15 protein-coding genes are annotated in these 19,852 nt (G+C 66.5%); 8 read left to right on the forward strand and 7 right to left on the reverse strand.

Annotated features, from left to right (window positions below):
• Window positions 1-44: 44 nt before the first annotated feature.
• The 5 genes from IB258_RS15045 to IB258_RS15065 are packed head-to-tail and all read right to left on the reverse strand — an operon-like array spanning window position 45 to window position 7,750.
• Window positions 45-2,363 (reverse strand): DUF2235 domain-containing protein, encoded by a 2,319-nt coding sequence (locus IB258_RS15045; RefSeq protein WP_192352791.1) that lies wholly within the window; start codon window positions 2,361-2,363, stop codon window positions 45-47.
• Complete coding sequence (locus IB258_RS15050) at window positions 2,356-3,135, reverse strand: DUF3304 domain-containing protein (protein ID WP_054452049.1); 780 nt, start codon at window positions 3,133-3,135, stop codon at window positions 2,356-2,358. The genes IB258_RS15045 and IB258_RS15050 overlap by 8 nt, the downstream gene beginning before the upstream one ends.
• Window positions 3,128-4,087 carry a DUF4123 domain-containing protein gene (locus tag IB258_RS15055; RefSeq protein WP_082400811.1) on the reverse strand — a complete coding sequence of 320 codons (960 nt, stop codon included), beginning with the start codon at window positions 4,085-4,087 and terminating at the stop codon, window positions 3,128-3,130. Before IB258_RS15055 ends, IB258_RS15050 begins: the two co-directional genes overlap by 8 nt.
• A gap of 13 nt (window positions 4,088-4,100) precedes the next feature.
• Window positions 4,101-6,974 carry a type VI secretion system Vgr family protein gene (locus IB258_RS15060; protein ID WP_192352792.1) on the reverse strand — a complete coding sequence of 958 codons (2,874 nt, stop codon included), beginning with the start codon at window positions 6,972-6,974 and terminating at the stop codon, window positions 4,101-4,103.
• Between the two features lie 26 nt (window positions 6,975-7,000).
• Window positions 7,001-7,750: a hypothetical protein gene (locus IB258_RS15065; RefSeq protein WP_175180564.1), complete on the reverse strand. Its 750-nt coding sequence runs from the start codon at window positions 7,748-7,750 to the stop codon at window positions 7,001-7,003.
• A gap of 310 nt (window positions 7,751-8,060) precedes the next feature.
• Here IB258_RS15065 and IB258_RS15070 point away from each other — a divergent pair, with 310 nt between their 5' ends.
• The 5 genes from IB258_RS15070 (at window position 8,061) to IB258_RS15090 (ending at window position 15,930) form a co-directional block, all read left to right on the forward strand.
• A complete protein-coding gene (locus tag IB258_RS15070) occupies window positions 8,061-8,912 on the forward strand; it encodes a M15 family metallopeptidase (protein ID WP_054452053.1) in 852 nt (283 codons plus the stop codon).
• A 28-nt stretch (window positions 8,913-8,940) separates the two neighbouring features.
• A complete protein-coding gene (locus IB258_RS15075; protein ID WP_192352793.1) occupies window positions 8,941-10,329 on the forward strand; it encodes a hypothetical protein in 1,389 nt (462 codons plus the stop codon).
• A 119-nt stretch (window positions 10,330-10,448) separates the two neighbouring features.
• Entirely contained in the window at window positions 10,449-14,153 is a 3,705-nt protein-coding gene (gene tssM / locus IB258_RS15080) for a type VI secretion system membrane subunit TssM (protein ID WP_054452329.1), read from the forward strand.
• On the forward strand, window positions 14,150-15,133 hold the full coding sequence (tagF, locus tag IB258_RS15085; protein WP_054452055.1) for a type VI secretion system-associated protein TagF: 984 nt from the start codon (window positions 14,150-14,152) through the stop codon (window positions 15,131-15,133). The genes tssM and tagF overlap by 4 nt, the downstream gene beginning before the upstream one ends.
• Window positions 15,134-15,135: 2 nt before the next feature.
• Window positions 15,136-15,930 carry an OmpA family protein gene (locus IB258_RS15090; RefSeq protein WP_192352794.1) on the forward strand — a complete coding sequence of 265 codons (795 nt, stop codon included), beginning with the start codon at window positions 15,136-15,138 and terminating at the stop codon, window positions 15,928-15,930.
• A gap of 57 nt (window positions 15,931-15,987) precedes the next feature.
• On the opposite strand, the gene tssA is transcribed toward IB258_RS15090, so the two are convergent.
• The gene (tssA, locus tag IB258_RS15095; RefSeq protein WP_192352870.1) at window positions 15,988-17,088 is read right to left on the reverse strand and encodes a type VI secretion system protein TssA; all 1,101 of its coding nucleotides are present in this window, start codon (window positions 17,086-17,088) and stop codon (window positions 15,988-15,990) included.
• A 172-nt stretch (window positions 17,089-17,260) separates the two neighbouring features.
• Between tssA and IB258_RS15100 the strand changes: the two genes are divergently transcribed.
• Both IB258_RS15100 and IB258_RS15105 read left to right on the forward strand, forming a co-directional pair.
• Window positions 17,261-17,512 (forward strand): hypothetical protein, encoded by a 252-nt coding sequence (locus IB258_RS15100; protein ID WP_054452057.1) that lies wholly within the window; start codon window positions 17,261-17,263, stop codon window positions 17,510-17,512.
• A 36-nt stretch (window positions 17,513-17,548) separates the two neighbouring features.
• Window positions 17,549-17,818 (forward strand): PAAR domain-containing protein, encoded by a 270-nt coding sequence (locus IB258_RS15105; RefSeq protein ID WP_042795237.1) that lies wholly within the window; start codon window positions 17,549-17,551, stop codon window positions 17,816-17,818.
• Here the strand turns inward: IB258_RS15105 and IB258_RS15110 are convergent.
• Window positions 17,815-18,261: a hypothetical protein gene (locus IB258_RS15110; RefSeq protein ID WP_225590388.1), complete on the reverse strand. Its 447-nt coding sequence runs from the start codon at window positions 18,259-18,261 to the stop codon at window positions 17,815-17,817. The two genes, IB258_RS15105 and IB258_RS15110, sit on opposite strands and share 4 nt — an antisense overlap.
• A gap of 181 nt (window positions 18,262-18,442) precedes the next feature.
• On the opposite strand from IB258_RS15110, the gene IB258_RS15115 reads away from it, so the two are divergent.
• A complete protein-coding gene (locus tag IB258_RS15115; RefSeq protein WP_225590389.1) occupies window positions 18,443-19,834 on the forward strand; it encodes a tetratricopeptide repeat protein in 1,392 nt (463 codons plus the stop codon).
• Window positions 19,835-19,852 lie beyond the last annotated feature (18 nt).

The raw sequence follows: 19,852 nt of genomic DNA on the forward strand, positions 1-19,852 counted from the left end.
CCCGCAAACCGGCCTCCGTCTTGAGCTGAGTTTCGGTGCCACCGCTACGGACGAACCGGAGCCATTCCATCCAGATTGGCACGCATCTGATCAACCCGCGATGCCGACTCATTGTCCGACTTGAACTTGGCTTGTTCCGCCTTGAAGTCGGTCTTGCCAAAAATGTCCTTGTCCCGCACGCGGAAATACAGTGAAGTGCTGGCCAGCAAATGATCGGGCCAGCTGCTCAACATGGCGTCATGCACCAGGAAGTCGAACAGCGCCATGACCTTGGGAGGCAAAGGGTTGGTCCCGGCGCTCGCCTCGCGCCATACGTTGAGCAGGCGCTTTTGCACTTCGCGCTTGGCTTTCATATCAGCGAAAGGATCTTTCGGCTTGTCCTCTTCGGTCAGCGTGCCGCCGCCGCGTGTGATGAGCTCGTTGCGCATTCTTTGCATATCCTTGAGATTCTGTTCCCACGCCTCCATGGCATGCACCGAATTCGGATTTCTCCTGCGAAATTCTTCCTTGCGCTGTTCATTCGCAATGTCCTGGCGCTCCCCCTCTTCGAGCGCACGGTACTCTTCTTCCAGCCGCTGCCATAGCGGCTTGAAACGCTGCGGCGGCAATTCTCCACGGCTCGCGACGGCACGATTCCAACGTTCGTCCTTGAGCGCTTCCAGCTCTTTCAGGCGAGCCGTGTTCTCGGGCTTGTTGCGTTCCTCGCGCGGCAGCATGGATACGCGCCTGAACTCTTCGTTGTATTCCTGCTCCGGAGTGAAGAAATCGCGATCCTGGATCCATTTTTCGGCAGGATCCGACATATCAGCTTTGAAGACGGGATCCTGGTAGCGCACTGCGAGCCACCGCAGGAATACTTCCATGTGTGGAATGAAGTCCATGCCTTTCTCATACTTCACCACGCCGCGATATGCGTCCACCAGTTCAGCGATGCCATAGCTCTGCGCCCCCTCCCCCACGCGTGACGCCAGGGAAAATTTGATGGCGATCAGCGGCCGAACCTTGAAGAGCTGTTCCATGCTGTACATCGCTGCGCCGCTTGCCAGGGCTTGGTGCAACATATCGCGCAAGGGCACCCGAGAGAGTTCCGTGCGAGCACCCAAGGAGCCTGCCGGACTCACTCCAGTGACATCGCCGCTGGAACCTGGATAGAGATACTGCTCGCCCCGAGTCTTCTCCAGACTGTCGATGCGCTGATTGGCGCGCAGTTCATGGCCTGCTGCGAAGTGAACGCACTTCTCCACGGCGGCCGGCACCGTCAAGGCACGGTCCTTGTGGGTTTGCTTCAGCAAGTCGGTAAATGGCATGAATCCCAGGAAGGTGCTCTCGTCCATGATGGAGGAAACGGAGTCCAGCAGGCCAAGAAACCGGATCCGGATCTCCGCAGCGGGAGCCCCCTCCTTCCCCGGCATCACCAGGTCTTGATCGTTCCGACGCCGATACTTCTTGACCAAGTCGTTGATGAATTGGCGAGCCATCACACCGCCACGGTCGGCGCCAAACACGGAGATCTCTATGCGCCGCACATTGTTCATCTCGGCGCTGACCGCGTCATGGGCTGCCTTGAGCTGACGTAGAGCGGCGTCGACCCGAGTGTCGACTCCTGTTCCCATGAGATAGGCGACCGTCTCATTGTCCCGGATCACGGGTACCCCTTCCATCGCGGTGGTCTTGACGACCTCTTTTCCCGCAGTCCATGCGACCTTCAAGGGGTTTCTCTTGAAGCCGGACCAGAACCCCTGTACCGTGGCTTTCGCACGATTTGCCAGGCGTTCGGGATCCCAGGCATTCCATATCCGCACAGCCTTGTCGGGAAGCGTTTTGACGTCCTTCACTACGTCGTTGTAGGCCTTTACCATAGGCTGGAAGGAGCCTTCCTTGATCATCTTCTGCGTCGCGGCTCGTAAGCGCTTCAGAACGTCATGCTCAGGAATCTCATCCAGCCGGGCGATGTTCTGGCCCGCCTTGCCAAGATTCTTGGCGCTTTCGCTCAGCGCCTTGCTGCCCGCGACGGTAGCCGCATAGATCAGGGCGTCTTGCTTCTCTTTTGCATCCTCGTTCAACTCGGTTCCCAGTCCCGAGTAATAGAAGCGAAACCAGAATTGCTTCTCGGGACGCCCCAGATCCGTCTGAATGTAGTGTGCCTCCCAAAGCCTGCAAATGTTCGAATAGAACGTCGGATCATTCCGGTCCATGTCCCGGCTGCGCCCGAAACCATCAAAGAAGAACCCGATCCGAATGACCGCACCGCACTCCAGGCAATCGTCCTTGGGATACGCAGCTTCGTTCTCGGCCATCTTCTTCAATACGGAAGCCGGCGTACGATCTTCCGGCGGCAGGCCACCCGAGGTTTTGTCAACCATTCTTCTCTCCTGAAGCCTTCTCTTCCGCCCTCAGACGTGCAATCTCTCCTTCAGGCATAGCCTCGACAGCCTTGGCAAAGTCGCCCGGTTGGCGGCCCGGCTTGGCCAGCATTGCGGCAATCTTCGGATCTCGATCAAAATTTGGCGAAACCGTAAAATACAGCAGCATGTATTGCTGCATGTCGCGCTTGTCTTCAATACGGTATTCAATCCAAGCCGTCCTCGCTACCTTTCCCACGGCCCTCAATACCGCATAGCCATCCCTGTACCCCTGAAGCGCATCTCGATGAGCGGCATAAAGCCAATCCGTGACGGAAACCAGCGGCAGACGCGTTTGCCCAAGCAACTTTCGGCTCAATGCGATTTCCATGTGCTCGTCGGGATAGATGTGCAACTCCATGTACAACGGACCGTCACCCGAAGGAATCTGCGCCGCAGGGAAATGCACCTTCGTTTCCTTATGAAAGATCACCTCGTCGAGCTTGCCGTCGTACAAATGTTTGATCGCTTCTTCGCCGTCGGCGCCGCTCCATTTCACGACGAAATCGGTGCCTTTCAGCGTGTAGCAACACGTACCCGACCCTTCTCCGCCGCCAACGCCGACCGCACCCGAGCTGGCGCTGCGGCCTGCGTTGTCGGTCAGTTGAATGGTGTCAAGGTCCCAAGGTGTGTAGTTGAAGGCAACCAAGGTCACGCCTTGGTACGTAGGCTCGCCATTGCAGCCCGCCAGCAAGCCCAGCCACATCAGAACGACAATCAGGCCCTTACGCATTTCCCGTCCTCTCCCGCAACAATCCATCCCACACGTCGTCAGGCACATCCTCCAGCGCCTGCGACAGCCCAGAGCCCTTGAATGCGCGCAGCGCGGACTGAATCACCTCGTGTTCATCAAAACGCGGCGATATTGTGATACCCCACGCCACATAGTCCAGCATGTCCCGCTCACTTTCTATCCCGTAGGCACGCGCCCGCGCCATCTGCTCCAGCACCTGCTCATGCAATTCGTCCTGCCGCAGGTCGCTGCCCAGAACTCCCATATAGATGCGGCGGATTTGTTGGGTCAGCTTGTCCGGATAATCCATATCCAGCAGCGCCTGATGCTGCGCCAACGTAAACGGCTGTGGCGCCGGCAGCGCCGCAGCGCTCAATTCACGTTCTCCACCGCCCTTCCACTCGGCGATGGAACCGTCCCGGCGCAAATAGCGCATGAGCGTCAGCGGCGCCAGGAAACGCTCGCGCTCGGCTTCGCTCCAGACCTGAAAAGCGCGGTCCAGAATGCGGCTGTCGTAGAAGTGCAGGTAATACTCGCGACCGTCCGGCAAGCCATAGTCGCCGTAGTACGCGCAATGTGCCATTAGTTCGGCCAGGGCCATGGGCGACAGGATATGGGTGACCGCAAACTGCCCACCGTCCGCCTCGTACACCCTGCGCAGCAGCCGCAATAGTTCAGAGGTGTATGGCCCGTCCGTGTCGCGCCCCAGTTCAAAACGCGTCAGATCGTCTATTTCGATCAGCAGGGGCGCGATTTCACCGTATACGGCCAGATCCGTTCCCAGCCAGACCGAACCGTGGCTGACTTGAGCGCTGCTCTTGATTGGCGCGGCCAGCTCCGCGCGGTTGCGGAAATCCACGAGCAGATAGGCATGCACTGCCTCGCCCGTTTCGATGCGGCTGACTTCAGCATGCCGCAGCGTCTCGCCAAGCAGGGATTGCCAATCCGTCATGCGCTTGCCCGCCTCATGCCTTGTCCGTGATGGACTGCACGCCATCGTGCGCGTCCAGCACGCATTGTTTGCAGACCGTGAACTGGGGAAAAGCGTAAGGCATGCGGTCCGGCCCCGCAAACTGCTTGTTCCCCGTCTTCACATCGATGCGCCCCGGCGCGGTCACCGTGATGTTGCCGCCTTCCAGCACGATGCTGGCGCCGGCCGCGGTGGCGATGCGGATGCGTTTGGGCGCGGCATACTCGACGTTGGTCTGCGCGCTGCCGATGGTGATGTCCTTCTGCGCCTGCACGCGCAGGATGTCGTGCTGGGCCTGGACGTGCACGTCGCCGGTGGCGGAGATCAGGTCCAGGCCGGAGTCCGCGCCGCCCTGCTGCAGGCCGGCGACGATGCCCAGGCCCTGTCCGGTGTGCACGCGCAGCGCGCCCATCACGGCCAGGTTCTGGTCCTTGCCGGCCGACCAGTGCACGGTCTCGCCGGCGGTGTATTGCATGTGTTGGCCGGCGACCTGCGCCAGTCCCGCGCGCGCGGCCATGAACACGACCGGATCGGTCAGGTGCGGCACCTTGCCCTCGGCCGCCTGGGTGTGCTTGGCCGAAGCGTCGCTACGCGCACCATCCAGGCTTTCGCCTGCGACGGTGCCGGACACGGCGCGATGCATGGCGGCCAAGGGCGCCTTGCCGTCATCCAGCACGCTCGCTTCCGCTCCCTTGGAGCCCAGCGCGCTCGCCAGACGCAGACCCTGGTGCGCGCCGACCACGCCATCCAGCGAACGCGCCATCTGCTCGGCCTGGCTGGCCAGCGCCTGCAAGCCCGCAGCCTCGCCTGCGGGGCCGGCGCTGGCGCCAGTGCCGGCGTAGGTGCTGAGCAGCACGCCCGCGCCGCCGCGCACGGCGCCGTAGGCGTCGGTGCGCAGCTCGGCGCCCAGGCCGCGCAGTCCGCCGCGGTAGTTGCCGGCCTGATGAATCAGGTGGCCCAGGTTCAGTTCGCTGGCTTCCTGGCTGCTCTTGATCTGCAGGCGCAGTTGTCCGTCGCTGTCGTCGAACACGATCTGGTTGTAGCCCGAGCCGCCGAACTCCTTGCTCTTGAAGCCGCTCAGCGCGGCGGCGTTGCGGTGGTTCTCGTCGCCGCCCGCGGCGCCATGCCAGGCAGGCGCGTTGCCTCCCGCCAGGTTGGCCTGGGCGCTGGGTGCGGCATCGCGCGCGGCGGTGTAGACCTGGGTGTCGGCTTTACCGCCGTCCCGGCCGCCCGGCGTGGCGGGCGTGCCGCCCTCGCCGCGGCCGTTGTACAGCGCGCCCACGACGATGGGCTGGTCAACGTCGTCGTCCAGGAAGCGCACCAGCACCTCCTGGCCGATGCGCGGCACGAAACTCATGCCCATGCCTGCACCCGATTGGCGCTGCGCCACGCGGGCCCAGCGGCTCTTGGCCACCCCCTCGGCATCGTCTGCCTGCCAATGGAATCGGATGCGCACGTCGCCGCGCTTGTTGCGCAGGATCTCGTCCTCGCCCTGCGCCTGCACTGCGCCGTCGGCGCCCGTGACGATGGCCGTGTGCACGCCATGGACCGAAGGCGCGCCGCTCAGGCGCGCGCCGCGTGTCTGCGGCAACGCTGGCCGCCAGGGGCGGTCGCAACGCACCGCCTGGAAGCGGTTGGCGTAGCCGACCTCGCGCGCTTTCGCCAACACCGCGGCGTCGGGCCGCGACGGATCGGCGTTCGAACCCGCCGCGCCAGGCGCCGCGGGCGCCTCGGTATCCAAGGCCAAATGTGCGTCCAGCCCGCCCAAGCGCTGCGACAGCGAGGCTCGGGTTTCTGGCGGCAGGTTGTTGATGCCGACGTGCTCGACCCGGTCCAGCGCAAAGGCGGGCTCGAAGCCTTCTTCGCCGGCAGGCCCCAGTGGAGACATGTTCTGCAGCGTGAAACGCGTGCCGGAACGGAAGGTACGCACCCCGCCCTGGCCGACAAAAGTCTCAGCGCCGGCTTGTACGGCTTCCATCGCGAGCGTGGCCTGGCGCCGCGCCTCGGCCTCATCAGCAAAGCTGCCGTGGCCTGCCACCTCGTACCATTCCAGGCCCGCGTCGTCAGTGCCGTCTGCCGGACGCGCCAGCGCCTCTGCCGCCACGGCGCGTTTGCCGCCGCCGTGCCAGCCCAGGACGGTGACGCGGTCAGGACCGCGCCGCCACTGGCGCGACATGGCCTGCACGGTGTCGCGCGACTCGGTCGCGCCGGCGCGGTGAAAGCGCACGCCGCCGCCTGCCGACTCGGCATCCTCGGCCAGGCCGCGGCTGTCGGCGAAGATCAGCGCGACGTGGCGCGCGGGAACCTCCGGGTCTTCGACCGTCGTCCAGCCCAGGCCTGCTTCGGCCAGCAGGCGGCTGATGAAGTCATAGTCGGTCTCGCGGTACTGCGTGGTGTAGGGGCGCGGCGCCACGCCGGCCTGCGCTTCGGCCGCATCGGGAGCCACGCGATGCACATAGCCTTCGTAGCCGCCCAACACATGGCTGACGATGTCCAGCACGGAACGCGCTTCGAACACGCGGCTGTTGCGCTGCTGCGTGGCCAGCCACAGCCAGGGCGCGACCGTCAGGCGGTAGCGCGCCAGGCCCGCGTCGCCCGACAGCAGCTCGGCTTCGCGGACCAGACCGCTGCGACTCGCGCGGCTGCCGTCGGCGCGCGTGGTCCACAGTGTCACGGGGCGGCCGATCATGTCGCGCAATTCCAGGCCGGCGTCGTCGGACAGCGCGACCACGCGCGTCTGCGAAACGCCCGACAAGGCTTCGCGCGCGATCCAGCCCTCGACCTGCAGCGAGGCGAGCGCGCCCTCGCCTTCCAGGCTGTAGAGGCGGGCGTCGGAACTGAACAGGCCAGGCGTTGCAGTCGGATCCATTGCGGAAAAAAACCTTCTCTGAAGACTCAGGGTTCGACCTGGGCTTGCGGATTGGGGCATTCGGGCGCCGTGCCCCAATAGCCCGAACACACCCGCAAGCGGCATTGCTCGCTTTCCAGGAAGCCCAGCTTGCGGCATTGCTCCAACCGGGCCGCCAGGGGCGAGCCCGGCAGTTCGCGGACGAAGACGCCGTCGTTCTTGTAGACCTTGGTACCGGGCGGCGACGCCGGCGGCAGGCCATAGGACATCAGCGCGGCCAGCAATGCGGCGTCGGAATCGTTGCGCGGCGTCTTGGCGCGCTGCGGCGCGGCCTGGGGCGACGCTTTGGGCGAGCCTTGCGAAGTGATCGCGCGCGGCACCGTGGGCCCGGCTGCCTTGGGCGCAGCGGCCTGCGCCTGCAACGCAGCGCGAGGCTGCGGCGGCGTGGCGGTGACGGCCAACGCAGACAAGGGGTTCTCGGGCGCGCGGTCCTCATCGGCATTGGGAAGTCCCAATTGCGCGAGAGGATGGTCTTCGATGACGGCCGCGGAAGAAGGCTGCGGGTCGGGATCGGCAGCGGCCACGCGCGCACCCGCTGTTGGAGCGGCTGGCGCGGCGGCGGGCTGCGCTGGCGGCGTAACCGGAGGAGTCGATTCAGCGACCACAGGCAGCGGCGGCGTATCGAACACGCTATATAACACCGCGCCCGCAGCACCCGTCAGCAATAGCAGCAGCAAGGCCAGCGGCAAGCGGGAACGGCGCTTGGGCGCCAGGTGTTTGACTTCGGCGTCCGGCACTCGCCCCTCTAGCGCGGCGAGGATGCGCGACGCTGCGCGTTCATCCGGTGACGGTGAGCGTCCTGCGAGCAAGCTGGGAACAGAGGTCGGTGATCGCGATCTTTTTTCGTCTTCTGCCATGCGAAGTCCCGTGTCTGCAGAGGTCGTCTAAACCCCTGTAACCAAGGGGTTCGAGAATACCTGATGACTTCTTTCGCATCATCGATTCTTGTTACGAGTTCTAAGCCACAGACGCGTTTTGCAACGTCCAAGCGCTTGCCTGAATCCCGAATAGAACAAAAGATTACGCCTTCGTAACTGAGGGACCTCCTTGCTTCTCCTGCTGCCTCTCTACTTTCTGCTCGCCATCGGCGTTTCCGCGTTGCTTGTCTTTCCGTCCTTGCGGGAGGCCACGGCAAGGGGAGCGCGCGCGCTTGCACAGGGAATACGCCAGGGCATGGCGCGCGGCGCGGGACACGCAGGAGGGGCGATGGGCGACTCCGCACAGGCGCTGCGCACGGGCTTTGGAAAGGCTGGCGGCGCGTTTTCGGCATACCGCTGGCACATCGCTGCGGGCCTGCTGGTTGTGTTGCTTCCGTCACTTTTCGCTTTCGTCATGCGACACAATCACACATTTGTTTACGAGGATCGGACCGCGGGTCCGGACCCTCGCATCCAGGCTTTGCTGACCGGCGAAAGACTGGTCCCGCCGCCTCCGCTGCCGCCCGAAGCGTTCACCACGCGCGAAGTGGAATTGGTGCGTCCCAACCTGGGCGGCGCCAGCCGCGACTGGAACCTGCTGGACGCCGATTACCGCCAGCGCCTGCTGGCCGCGTACCGCGTGATGCGTGAAGAGCACGGCTACGAGATGGTGCTGATCGAAGGCTATCGCAGCCCCGACCGCCAGGCGGAGCTTGCCAAGATGGGCTCGCACGTGACCAATGCCGGCGCCTACCAGAGCTATCACCAGTTCGGCCTGGCCGCGGACAGCGCCTTCCTGCGCGACGGCAAGGTGGTCGTGTCCGAAAAGGATCCCTGGGCCATGCGCGGCTACGAACTGTTCGGCGAAACCGCCGAGCGCGTCGGCCTGACCTGGGGCGGCCGCTGGAAGATGATGGACTTCGGCCACACCGAGCTGCGCCGCCCCGGCGTCATGCGGCGCAATGGCGGAGCCGCGCAATGATCAACTCCGAAAGCGTCATATCGCATCCATGAGCCGCATACTCAAAACCGGGCTGTTGCTGGCCCTCGTCTTCGGCGTGGTCTGGCTCGCCGTCATCATCTGGTGGCAGGAGTCGCGCACGCTGCCTACGGGCGTGGACATCGGCCTTTATCTGTTCGCGCTGCCGCTCGCGTTGATCGCCGCCGCCTGGAGCGGCGCGCGCATCGTGCGTGCGCGCCGCGAGGCCCGCGCCGCGCCGGCGCAGCCCCCGCAGGACGACGCCGCCCAGACCGCCGAACCCGCTCCCCAGGCCGCGAGTCTGCGCGTGCTGGCCAGCGCTGCCAGCGCCGCCGTAGGCAGCGAGGCCGTCGCGATCCATGCCGCACTGGCCGCGCAGCAGCGTCCGGATCTGGACCCTTCCTTCAAGAACACGCAAGGCTTTCCTGTCTTCAGCGCGCGCGCGCCGCAGCTCGATACCGATGCGCTGCGCGCCGCGGCGCGCGAGGCCCGCGCCCCGGCCGCCGCGCTCGAAGAAGAACGCGTGCGCGCAACCGCCCTGCTGGCAGAGGTGGTGGAGGCGCTGGCGCTGGAAGCGCGCGCCATCGTGCTGAAGCAAGGCGAACCGCAACATGACGAAGCATGGCCGCTGCTGCAGCTGGAACTGCTGCTGCCCGCCGACTGGTCCGACGCCGTGCGCGACCATGCCGTGGACCAGGCACTCGCGGCGGCGGCGTGGCCTGCCAGCCGCATGGTCCAGCGCCTGCACGCCGCGCCAGACGCGCTCACCAGCGATGGACTGCTGCGCCAGCTGGCGCAGGAACCCCTGACCGCGCGCAGCGCCACGCTACGCCTGGTTGCTGTCGCCGACTCCCACATCGATGCGACGCGCGTCGAGCAATGGGACGCCGCCGGCCGGCTCATGTCGAACGCCAATCCCCAAGGCCAGGTGCCTGGCGAAGCCGCGGCGGGCCTGTTGCTGGACCTGGGCGCCCATGCGCCTGGCGGCGAGCCCGCACGCAGCGACTCCGCGCTGACCCTGACCCTGTCCGCACAAACACTGCGCGCGGTCGACGCCGACGCGCGCGGCGCGCTGCATGAGCCACGCGTGACCGAGTTGGCCACGCAATTCCTGGCCGAACAAGGCCAACCCGCTGATGGCGTGGCCGCGCTGATCAGCGATGCCGACCACCGCGGCAGCCGCCCGCTGGAGACCGCCGGCCTGGCTGCTGCGCTGTTTCCGGCGCTGGACCCCAACCAGGACTGCCTGGCAGTAGGTTCCGGCTGCGGCCATACCGGCGCGGCCGCGCATCTGCTGACCGTGGCCGTCGCGGGCGCCGCCTGCGCCCAGGCCGGCGCGCCCGTGCTCGCCCTCATGACCCAGGACCCGGCGCTGCGGACGCTGGCGCTGGTGTCGCCTTCCGAAACCCTTCCCGCCTGACCCACAAGAACATAGCTCAAACCATGCGCAGCCCCTCCGATCTCCTATCCGGCGCCTCCCGCGCCATCAGCGAAGGCCGACATTGGTCCTCGCGCGCGCTGGCCAATCCGCGCACCTTCATGGCGCTCGGGCTGCTGGCCCTGGTGGTCTTCCTGTTCCTGTTCGCCGACACGGTGGAGATCGGCCTGGTCTGGGCGGGCATCGCCCTGGGCGTATGCGTGCTGCTGTGGCTGTGCGCCTATCTGTGGCGCCGGCGGCGTACCCGCAAGGCCAACAAGAACCTGGGCGACATGCTGGAGCAGCAGGTGCAGACGGGCGCCGCCGCCAACCGCAACGACGTGGAAGCGCTGCGCACGCGGCTGACCCAGGCGGTGCGCACCATCAAGACCTCGAAGATCGGCCAGACCTCGGGCAACGAGGCCCTGTACGAGCTGCCCTGGTACATCGTCATCGGCAACCCCGCGGCCGGCAAGAGCAGCGCCGTGATCAATTCCGGCCTGCAGTTCCCCTTTGCGGACAAGAACGGCGCGGCGGTGCGAGGCGTGGGCGGCACGCGCAACTGCGACTGGTTCTTCACCACCGAAGGCATCCTGCTGGACACCGCCGGACGCTACTCGGTGCATGAAGAGGACCGCAACGAATGGATGGGCTTCCTGGACCTGCTCAAGCGGCACCGTCCCAAGGCGCCCATCAACGGCATCATCGTGGCCGCCAGCATCGACGAGCTGACGGGCGCGGGTCCGGAGTTCGCGATCAACCTGGCCAAGAACCTGCGCCAGCGCGTGCAGGAGCTGACCGACCGCCTGGAAGTGTTCGCGCCGGTCTACATCATCTTCACCAAGGCCGACCTGATCTCGGGCTTCAGCGAGTTCTTCTCCGACAGCGACCAGAGCGAGCGCGACCGTGTCTGGGGCGCGACCCTGCCCTACGGCGCCGAGGAAAACCGCGACGTGCTGGCGCTGTTCGACAGCCGCTTCGACGAACTGTATGAAGGCCTCAAGGAAATGGGCACGGCGCAGATCTCCCTGCGCAACAGTCGCGACCTGCCGCCAGGCCTGCTGACGTTCCCGCTGGAATTCGCCGGCATCAAGCCGGCGCTGCGCACGTTCCTGTCCACGCTGTTCGAGACCAATCCGTTCCAGTACAAGCCGGTGTTCCGCGGCTTCTACTTCACCAGCGCGCTGCAGGAAGGCATCACGCAAAGCACTTCCACCGAGCGCCTGGCCGAACGATTCGAACTGCGTCCCGCCGCGCGCGCGCAGTCGCGCAGCGTCACCTCCAACAATGGCTTCTTCCTGCGCGACCTGTTCTCCAGCGTGATCTTCGCGGACAAGAAACTGGTGCGCCAGCACGCCAGTCCCGCCAAGACGCGCATGCGCTACCTGGCCTTCTTCGGCCTGGTGCTGGCGCTGGGGCTGGTACTGGGCGGCTGGAGCTGGTCCTACCTGGGCAACCGGCAACTGGCGCAGAACGTGCAAGCCGACCTGGACAAGGTGGTGCGCCTGCAAAGCGAGCGCACCGACCTGCAAAGCAGGCTCGAAGCAATGGAAATCCTGCAGGACCGCATCGAACAGCTGGATCGCTATTCCTCCAGCCGTCCGTGGTCCCTGGGGCTGGGCCTGTACCAGGGCGATGTGCTGAAGGAGCGGCTGCTGGCCGAGTACTACAACGGCGCGCGCCAGTTCATGCTGACGCCGGTGAAGGCCAGCCTGGAAGACTTCCTGGCCAAGGTCGACACCTCCGCCGCAGCAGCCAGCGGCAACGCGCCGCAACCGGCGCCGCAGCAGGCCCGCGCCGCGCACGCGGGCAATGGCGACACGCTGTTCCAGGACGCCTCGCCCACCAACGCGGACGACGCCTACAACGCGCTCAAGACCTACCTGATGATGGCCAACCATCAGCACGTGGACCCCACGCACCTGTCAGACCAGATCACGCGCTTCTGGCGCGGTTGGCTGGAAACCAACCGCGGCGCCATGCCGCGCGACCAGTTGATCCGCAGCGCCGAGCGGCTGATTTCGTTCTATGTCGGCCGCGCGCAGGACGAAGGCTGGCCGCAGATCGACACCAATCTGGCGCTGGTCGAAAAGACCCGCGGCAGCCTGCGCGCCGTGATGCAGGGCATGCCGGCGCGCGAACGCGCCTATGCCACGCTCAAGGCGCGCGCCGCGACGCGCTTCCAGGCCATGACGGTGGCGCGCATCGTGGGCGAGAACGACGCGGGCGTGGTCGCCGGCAGCTACGCCATCCCCGGCACGTTCACGCGCGAAGCCTGGGAACAGTACATTCAGCCCGCCATCGGCGAGGCCGCCAAGAAGGAAGTGCAGACCAGCGACTGGGTGCTGGGCGTGAACGCGCGCGACGACCTGACGCTGGAAGGCAGCCCGGAGCAGATCCAGAAAAGCCTGGCGACGATGTACAAGACCGAGTACGCCGAGGAGTGGCAGAAATTCCTGCGCGGCGTGACGATCAAGCCCTTCACCAGCTTCGAGCAATCGGTGGGCGCGATGAACCGCCTGGGCGATCCGCAGACCTCGCCCATCGCCAAGCTCATCAATACCACCTATGAGCAAACCTCCTGGGACAACCCTTCGCTGATCAACGCCGGGCTGCAGCAGGCCCAGAGCGGCGTGGTCGGCTGGTTCAAGCGCGTCATCCTGCGCCAGACGCCGCCGTCCGCCGCGCCCGCCACCGCCGCCAACGGCGAGGCGATTCCGATGGGTCCGGTGGGACGCGAATTCTCCGACGTGGCGCGCCTGGTGGTCACGCGCGACAACCAGTCGCTGCTGGGCAACTACATGGGCGCACTGTCCAAGATCCGCACCCGCTTCAACCTGCTGAACAACCAGGGCGATCCCGGCCCCGGCGCGCTGACGCTGATGCGCCAGACCCTGGAAGGCAAAGACTCGGAACTGGCCGACGCGCTGAAGCTGGTGGACGAGCAGATGCTGGCAGGCATGTCGGCGACGCAACGCGAGACCCTGCGCCCGTTGCTGGTGCGCCCGCTGATCCAGGCCTACGCCGTGACCATGCAGCCGGCGGAATCCGAGTTGAACAAGGTCTGGAACGCGCAGGTCTACCGCCCGTTCAACCAGACCCTGGCGGAGAAGTACCCCTTTGCCAGCCGCGCCAGCGTCGAAGCCAGCAGCGATGAGATCGGCCAGGTGTTCGGCCCGCAGGGCAGCATCGCCAAGTACGTCAACGACACGCTGGGTCCGCTGACGGTGCGCCGCGGCGACATCCTCACGGCACGCACCTGGGGCGACATGGGCGTGAGCCTGCAGCCCACCTTCACGGCCAATTTCGCGCAGTGGGTGGCGCCGCTCTCGGGAGGCGCGGCCGGCAGCGGCGCGGCCAGCCAGCCGCAGACGCTGTTCCAGATCCAGCCCAAGCCCGCGGCCGGCGTGACCGAGTACACCATCGAGATCGACGGCCAGCAGCTGCGCTACCGCAATACCCCGCCGCAGTGGGTCAATTTCGTGTGGCCCAACGCCCAGGGCGCCCCCGGCGCGCGCATCACCGCCACCACCTTCGACGGCAGCGTGGTCGAGATCGTCAACGAACCCGGCCGCTTCGGCCTGGAACGCCTGATCTCCACGGCCCAGCGCACCGCCAACGCCGACGGCAGCTTCAACATGAGTTGGGGCAAATCCAACGTGACGGTGCCGGTGAAGCTGCGCATCATCAGCAACGCCCAGGCGCCCGGCGCCGGCGGCAGCGAGCCCGGCGGCAGCCAGGGCCTGCGCAACCTGCGCCTGCCCTCGTCCGTGATCGGCGCCTCTCCCGAATCCTCCGCCCAGACGCAACCCGGAGCGCCGCAATGAGCAGCCCGCAGTCCCCCTTGTTCCGCACGGCCTACTTCGGCAAGATTCCCAGCCGCGGCGATTTCGTGAAGAACACTTCACATCCGCAGCTGATGGCCACGCTGGATGCCTGGGTCGCCAGCACCATGGAGATGCTGGCGCAGGAACCGCACTGGAAGGCGCTTTACGACGAAGCCGAGCCCATGCCGTTCGCCATCCTGGGGTCGCGCGGCAAGCTGGCCATCGCGGGGCATCTGCAGCCCAGCCAGGACCTGTCGGGCCGCCGCTACCCTTTCCTTTCCGCCACCTCGGTGGAAGTGCAGAAGCCGTTGGCCTTCATTGCCCGCAGCCCCATTGCCTTCAGCCGCATGTGGAACCGCATGAGCGGCGCCGCCGCCCTGCTGATGCAGGACGGCGATCCCGCCTCGGCGCTGCAAACGCTCAACGAACTGGAAGGCGAAATCCGCACAGCGGCCGACGACGGCTTCGACGCCTTCGTCGACCTGCAGACCGTGGAGCGGCTGGAGGCGATGCTGCGCGGCAACGGACACGCCGCGCGCGTGCACGACATCATCCTGGCGCTGGGCATCCTGCTGGAGCCGGTGATGTCCAGCGGCTCTTCGCAGCTGGACAAGGGATTGTCGCTGCCGCTGCCGGACGACCCGCTCTACATCAACCTGGTGGCCGCCTACTGGATGACGCTGATCTCGCCCTTCCTGTCGCGCGCGGACTTCGAGATCACCCTCTTCATCGGCCGCATCGCCGGCAAGCACCGGCTGGCCGTGGATTTCCGCGGCGCCTCGCCGCAGACGCTGGCCAGCCTGCTGTCCACGCCGCAGGCGTATGCCGAACAGCACATCGTGCTGGAGGACGCGCCCTGGGTCCGCAACCACGTATCGGCCAGCCACGGCCTGGCCAAGCTGTCCAGCTACCTGGACCAGCCGCGCCTGTCCTTGCGCCTGGCGCTCGACACCTTTCTTGAAGTCTTTACCGGAGCCTGACCATGCGCCTTTCCTTCCTGCTCATGGCGGCGCTGTATGCCTGCACGGCCGCAGCCCAGGACGCGGCCACGGTGGTGCCCGCCAACGTCATCCCCCAGCCCGGCCAGGTCGTGGCCAGCGGCGCCGTGCCGGACGAAGCCGCCAAGGCCGATGTGCTGGCCCGGCTGCAGCAGGTGTATGGCGTGGGCAACGTGATCGACCAGATCGATGTGGGCGGCGTGGTCGCGCCGCCGAACTGGTCGGAGCACGTCGGCAAGCTCATCGGCCAGCCATTGAAACAGATCAACCGCGGCCAGCTGGAGATCGACGGCACCCAGATCCGCCTGCGCGGCGAGGTGCAGAATGAAGCCTCGCGCCAGCAGATCGCCAGCACCTTCGCGACCTCGCTCAATCCCACCTACAAGATCGTCAACGGCCTGCGCGTATCCGCCAGCAAGGACGAACAGGGCTTGCTGGACCAGGTACTGACCAACCGTGTGGTGGAATTCGAGACCGGCAGCGCCACGCTCACCGCGCGCGGCCGCGAGCTGCTGGACAAGGTGGCGGACGTGGTGCCCAAGCTGCATAGCGACAAGGTGCAGATCATCGGCCACACCGACAGCTCCGGCAGCCGCAGCACCAACCTGGCGCTGAGCCAGGCGCGCGCCGATGCCGTCAAAACCTACCTGGTGGACAAGGGCCTGCCGCCCGCGCGCTTTGAGACGCTGGGCGCGGGGCCTGACCAGCCGGTCGCCACCAACGCCACGGCCGAAGGCCGCGCCAAGAACCGCCGCATCGAGTTCCGCGCCAGCCGCTAGGCGCCTGGCGCTTGGCCGGCCCGCGCGGGCCGGCTTGTGCAAACAGTGACTTTGCGTTCAGCCGTTGTGGTCCGGCGGCTTGGGCACGCCCAGCAGCTCTTCCAGGCCGGACAGCGCATCGCCGTTCTTGAGGACGGTGCGCAGCCACAGGTGCAGCGACATCTCGCCCCAGCTGGCGGCCTTGTCGGCCAGATAGGCCACGGGGCTGTGAGGCTCGGTGCGGCGGAAGAACTCCGCCACTTCGCGCAGCTGCGCCAGCGCCTGCTCGCGCGTTTGCAGCGGGCCGCGCGCGGCTGCGGGCGCGGCGGAAACAGGGTCGGCAGCGGACAAGGTCGGCTCCATCCGGGCAGCTGCGGGCGCAGCGGTGGAAGCGGCCGGCGCCGCGGTATCCGCGCGCACCAGCAGCCCGGCGTCGCGGGCGAAGCGGCGGGTCAGCTCGGTCACGTCGCGCAGCGCGTCACGCACCGGCGAGAAGGCCGGGCCCTCGTCGCCCAGGCGTTGCGCCAGGGTCTGTTCCAGCGTATCCAGCGCCGCGAAGCAGCTTTGCAGATTGCCTTCCAGTTCGGAATAGAAAGCGGGCGGCGTGTCGCGCCGCGCCGCGTCGAACTGGTCCAGCGTGAGCTTGCCGCGCGTGATCTCGGCCGCGTTCTGCGGCGCGCGCTTGACCGCGTTGGCCAGTTGCGAGGCGCTGTCCCACAGCGCCGCGCCATAGCGCCCGCCCTCCGACTGGGTCAGCGGCAGCTCGCGGATCAGCTGTTGCGAGCGTGCCAGCAGCCAGGCCAGGTTGCCCACGCGCTGCTGCACGTCGCCCTCGTCCGGCACGGGATGCAGGCCGTCCCAGTAGTGGCGGCACAGGCCGTCCACCAGCAGATAGCCGTCGCGCAGGCCGGCGAAGCCGCGCGTCTTGGCCCAGGCCTCGGCCAGCCAGGCGGCCACGCGCACGTCCTTGCTCTGTTCGCGCAGCACCGTGGTGCAAATGCGGATGACTTCCGGCCAGTCGGCCTCCTTGATGTCGATAACCCAGTCGCCCTGGTCCAGGTTCGGATCATCGTGGCGGCGGGCTTCGCGGATGGCGTCAAATTCGGCTGAGAACACCATGTCGACGCCGCAGGGCGCCTCGCCCGCAATGGGCTGCAGCAATGTGTCGATATCGCTCATATAGATCTGGTCGGATGGCAGGATCGCTGCCGCCGGGCCAGCGGCGGGCAGCGACAAGAGGACCGATCCTCCCATATCTGTAACGACTGCGCGTTTGAAGATGACACGTCCTATTACAAAACGCATCACGGACCCTGGATATCATGCGGGTTCCCCAGGACAAGGATGCGCGATGAACAAGTCATTCCACATGATGCCCGACGGCCGCTTCATCATTGGCAAGCCGCGCCGTTGCCCCGACGGCACCTACGTCGGCGACGGCGGACCCATCACCCGCGCGCCAGATGGCACTTACGTTGCCGGCAAGCCGCAGCGCGCGCCTGACGGCCGCTATCTGGGCGGCGACGGTCCGGTGCGCATGGCGCCCGACGGCAGCTTCGTCACCGGCACGCCGCGGCAGGCGCCGGACGGCACCTATCTGTAAGCACACATAACCAAACTGACAGGGCAACAAGCAGCCATGGCGCAGCTATCGGTGATACGCAAGGGCGACCGCACCTCGCATGGCGGAGTGGTCGTCACGGGCGACGAAACAGTAATGATCTTCGGCCAGCCCATGGCCCGGCTGGGCGACCGCGTCACCTGCCCCAAGTGCAGCGGCACGCATACCATCGTCGAAGGCGCGGCCGCCGTCAGTTCGGACCGACGCACCGCGCTGGAAGGCATGAAGACATCCTGCGGCGCCACGCTGATCGCAAGCCAGCAGTTCTACCGGCTGGAGCAGGGCTAGACCCCGGACCGCGCAAGCAGGCGCCTCAATCCCAGGCGCAGCGCCAGCACGGCGAACGCAATAGGCAGCACCATGCGCCACTGCGCCACGAACAGTTCCATCGTGGCCTCGCCAGGCGCCCAGGTGTTGCCGAACACCTGGGCCTCGGGCGGCGCCAGATAGAGCGCAACCAGCGCGGCGGCCAGCGTCGCCGCGGCCCGCCATGCGGCCGAACGGCGCACCCGCGCCGCGCGCTCGGCCAGCGCCAGCGCCAGCAGGCCGGCCAGCCCCGCCAAGGCGGCATCGACGTAGAAGTCGAACGGCCCGTACATGAACGGCGCATCCGGAATCATCCAGCCGTAGGCATCGGTCTTCAGCACTGAAGTCAGGCAAGCGCCGAACAGCGCCGCCGCAGCAGAGAGCAGCAGGAAATCACAGAACCGCAGGAAGAATTTCGGCATCATGGAACGGGAATGCGCCGCGTGCGGCGGCGGGGTGCGGGCGCAAGAATGCCACAGGAGGAATCCCGCTGCATCCGATACGCACCGTCCGGCGCGATTGCTCGCCAGGCAGCGGCGCGCCGCGTTCTCTGAGAGAATGCCGCCTGTCTCTCAGGCTCCACCGCTCAGACCTCAAGCAGCACCCATGACGCTTCCGCAAACCAGGCTGTACCCGTTGCTGTTGTCCGGCGCGCTCGCGCTTGCCCAGGCGGCTTTGCCGGCATATGCCTCTGCCGGCTCGTCCTCCCGGAAAGCCGCCACCCGCAACACGCCCGCGACGCCGCCCCAAGGCATGCCGCAGTACGGCAAGGGTGAACATGGCCGCTACCTGATCCTGCGGCTGGACAACAGCCGCGGCGGCGGCATCGCTCCCAATACGCCATACCGCCTGTTCCTGACAGGCGCGGACAAGGCCATCGAGGGTACGCCCGACCACGACGGCATCGTGCACGGCGTCACCGACGCGCTGGGCCGCAGCGCCTGGATCTGGACCCGCGAGGCGCATTCCGCCGAAGACTTCACCTTGATCCGGCGCATAGGGAGCGGCGCCTGGGGCAGTGTTTTCCAGCTGCAGAGCGGCGGGGATAATGGTCCGCTGGGGGGGTGGCCTTACATCACCACCATGCATGTGCGCTGGGGTGAGCAATGGGTAGACCTTGGGTACAGCACCGCGCAGGGCAATACCGCCTACTTCAGCCACGCCCGGCCGGCGGCCTCCCTTTCGATCTCGGTCGAGGCCAATGCGGCAGAGAACCGCCGCTGCTTCGACGAGCTGGACGCCATCAACCGCAAGTTCAGCCAGGGCGATGCCGAGGGCGCGCTGCAACTGGTGGATACCGCCGCCTGCGGCGCAGAGCCGCAGCAACAGCTGGACATGGCCAACCTGCTGCTGATGGCCGGCCGCGCCGACCTGGCGCGCCTATGGCTGGAACGCGCCCGCTCAGGATCCGAGCCCGTGGATCATGACGTGCTGCGCGCAAGATTCAAGCTGGAACGCCTGCTGGGCCTGCCCGCCCTGGCGCTGGAAGACGCGCTGGAATTGCAGCGGCGCCAGGCCGACGTCCCGCTGCGGGACGATCCCGACTGGGCCAACAGCATCGCCTACTATCTGGCGGATTTTCCCGACTACCTGGCGCAAGCCGAGGCGCAAGCGCACAAATCGATAGCCACGGCCGGCGCCCTTCCCTACAACCTGGGAACGCTGGGCTGGATCCTCGTCCTGAGGGGCGAGGTCGACGGCGGGCTGGACCTGCTGAAGCAGTCCTACCGCGAGATTCCGCGCGACGAGGAAATCGTGGCCGATTACGGCCTGGCGCTGTGGCGCCACGGCCAAAAAGGCCTGGCCACTGGGCTTTGGAAACAAGCCGAGGCCCAATGCGTGTGGGGCGGGCGCATGTACGACGCGCTGCGCGAGGCCGGTCATCCGCACCCCTACTTCCAGGCCGCGAATTCCCGAGCGGTGCAGGCCTATCAGCAGCGCTGCGCGGCGCCGCAGACCAAACGCAAGATCAGGACTGGCGCTGCCGTCAAAGCGTAAAATAACGAAGACAGACCA

This window comes from Achromobacter sp. ACM02 (assembly GCF_014851605.1).
GTDB lineage: Bacteria > Pseudomonadota > Gammaproteobacteria > Burkholderiales > Burkholderiaceae_B > Achromobacter > Achromobacter aegrifaciens.

Excerpts from the sequence above, each read along its gene's own strand:
- IB258_RS15055 (WP_082400811.1), bottom strand. The coding sequence starts at position 4,087 with ATGACGGATTGGCAATCCCTGCTTGGCGAGACGCTGCGGCATGCTGAA.
- tssA (WP_192352870.1), bottom strand. The coding sequence starts at position 17,088 with ATGAGCGATATCGACACATTGCTGCAGCCCATTGCGGGCGAGGCGCCC.
- IB258_RS15115 (WP_225590389.1), top strand. The coding sequence starts at position 18,443 with ATGACGCTTCCGCAAACCAGGCTGTACCCGTTGCTGTTGTCCGGCGCG.
- tssM (WP_054452329.1), top strand. The coding sequence starts at position 10,449 with ATGGCGCTCGGGCTGCTGGCCCTGGTGGTCTTCCTGTTCCTGTTCGCC.
- IB258_RS15075 (WP_192352793.1), top strand. The coding sequence starts at position 8,941 with ATGAGCCGCATACTCAAAACCGGGCTGTTGCTGGCCCTCGTCTTCGGC.
- IB258_RS15100 (WP_054452057.1), top strand. The coding sequence starts at position 17,261 with ATGAACAAGTCATTCCACATGATGCCCGACGGCCGCTTCATCATTGGC.
- IB258_RS15090 (WP_192352794.1), top strand. The coding sequence starts at position 15,136 with ATGCGCCTTTCCTTCCTGCTCATGGCGGCGCTGTATGCCTGCACGGCC.
- IB258_RS15060 (WP_192352792.1), bottom strand. The coding sequence starts at position 6,974 with ATGGATCCGACTGCAACGCCTGGCCTGTTCAGTTCCGACGCCCGCCTC.
- IB258_RS15050 (WP_054452049.1), bottom strand. The coding sequence starts at position 3,135 with ATGCGTAAGGGCCTGATTGTCGTTCTGATGTGGCTGGGCTTGCTGGCG.
- IB258_RS15110 (WP_225590388.1), bottom strand. The coding sequence starts at position 18,261 with ATGATGCCGAAATTCTTCCTGCGGTTCTGTGATTTCCTGCTGCTCTCT.
- IB258_RS15045 (WP_192352791.1), bottom strand. The coding sequence starts at position 2,363 with ATGGTTGACAAAACCTCGGGTGGCCTGCCGCCGGAAGATCGTACGCCG.
- IB258_RS15105 (WP_042795237.1), top strand. The coding sequence starts at position 17,549 with ATGGCGCAGCTATCGGTGATACGCAAGGGCGACCGCACCTCGCATGGC.
- tagF (WP_054452055.1), top strand. The coding sequence starts at position 14,150 with ATGAGCAGCCCGCAGTCCCCCTTGTTCCGCACGGCCTACTTCGGCAAG.